The sequence below is a fragment of the Vibrio sp. D173a genome, from assembly GCF_030248475.1.
In genome coordinates, this window is record NZ_JAHGAH010000472.1 from 1 (window position 1) to 1,570 (window position 1,570).

2 protein-coding genes and 1 pseudogene are annotated in these 1,570 nt (G+C 49.2%); 1 reads left to right on the forward strand and 2 read right to left on the reverse strand.

All coding sequences use genetic code 11. The features are described from left to right. Positions 1-288 (forward strand): annotated as a pseudogene (locus KIV40_RS26830) (ClpXP protease specificity-enhancing factor SspB); the annotation flags it as partial. A 99-nt stretch (positions 289-387) separates the two neighbouring features. Here the strand turns inward: KIV40_RS26830 and KIV40_RS26835 are convergent. After that, positions 388-1,020, reverse strand: coding sequence for a BON domain-containing protein (locus tag KIV40_RS26835; protein WP_285352223.1), 633 nt, complete (start codon positions 1,018-1,020; stop codon positions 388-390). Between the two features lie 10 nt (positions 1,021-1,030). Then, positions 1,031-1,570 (reverse strand): SIS domain-containing protein (locus KIV40_RS26840; RefSeq protein ID WP_285352224.1); only part of this gene is annotated, 540 nt, incomplete at its 5' end.

Sequence of the window (1,570 nt, forward strand, 5' to 3'; positions counted from 1 at the left end):
AGCGGTGACATTCAGTGCCCGCTTCAGTGGACGTCCTCACTCTGTGATCGTACCGCTTTATGCTGTTCAAGCTATCTATGCGCGCGAGAACGGTGCCGGTACTATGTTTGAGCCTGAAGAGGCTTACATGGATGTGCTTGAAGAAGGCATTGAAGAGGGGGCATTTGAAGCTCCGAAGGTCCTTCACTGAGTGTTGCAACGGCAGAAGTTGACGCGGAAGATTAAGACCCTGAGCCTGAACCACCGCGCCCAACTAAAGGCCGACCAAGCCTCCGAGTTATCAAATAACCGAAAGACATTAAAAAAGCAGCGATGATTCGCTGCTTTTTTATAGCTCAACTGTTTCAAAGGACTACACTTGCCTCTGTTAGTTAACGGTTGGTGCGTTTAATTAACGACTGTTTCTGTTTCAATTTCCGATGTCGCCTCAGCGGTTACAACGGCCTCCTCGCCATATTCGAATGCGCGAATGACTTGCTTGACCCCTGAGATATTACGAGCGACATCTGTTGCTGTATCCGCTTGCTCACGAGTTACAAGCCCAAGCAGGAATACTTCACCATCTTCAGTGATGACTTTCACTTTAATGCCATTCAGCTCAGCATTAGCCAATAGCGCAGATTTTACTTTTGTCGTGATCCAGCTGTCTTTGCTGATCTCACTCACGCTCAATGGTGGTTTAACGCGTACTTGGTTGTGGACATTGTTCACGCCAGCCACTTTTCTCGCCTCACTCTCAAATGAGCGACGTTCTGCGTCAGTAGACGCTTGGCCCATCAGTACGACGGTGCCGCGGTACGAGCTGGCTGTTACTCTCACGTTACCTCGGTAAGGTTCTTTGTTGGTAATGGCCGCGACTTCGAATTCGATGTTGTTGTCGTTCCAAATCTCTTTGGTCGTTCGGGTATCTGTAACTAGGTTCGCTGTCGTTGCTGCACCGGCGATAAATATCCCGGCACATCCAGACAATGATAGTGTCAGCAGTGAAACGCTGAGCAACTTAATAATAGAAAACTTCATGTTACTCCAATTACTCCTCGTGAGCTGGGAATAGAACTTGGTCAATGAGATCGCACAAGCAATGCAGTGTGACCATATGAACTTCATGGATACGAGCGGTGCGATGTGATGGGATTCGAATCTCTACGTCGTGCTCGCCAAGTAGGCCAGCCATCTCACCGCCATCTTTACCAGTAAAAGCGATGATAGTCATGTCACGGGTTACCGCAGCTTCCATCGCTTTAATGATGTTCTTGCTGTTACCGCTAGTCGAAATAGCAAGAAGGATATCGCCAGTTTGACCAAAAGCACGTACCTGTTTTGAGAAGATCTCTTCGTAGTGGCAGTCGTTTGCAACCGCAGTTAGCGTAGTGTTGTCGGCGGTTAGCGCCATTGCAGGCAGGCTAGGGCGCTCGGTTTCAAAGCGGTTAAGTAGGCAAGAGACAAACTGCTGTGCGTTCGAAGCTGAGCCACCGTTACCACAACACAGAATCTTATTGCCGTTAAGCAGAGTTGCAACCATGGCTTGTGCTGCATGGGTAATAGCATCCGGCAGAGCTTCCGCTGCCGC

Bases quoted from the DNA above. Each gene is read 5' to 3' on its own strand.
- KIV40_RS26835 (WP_285352223.1), bottom strand. From the start codon at position 1,020: ATGAAGTTTTCTATTATTAAGTTGCTCAGCGTTTCACTGCTGACACTA.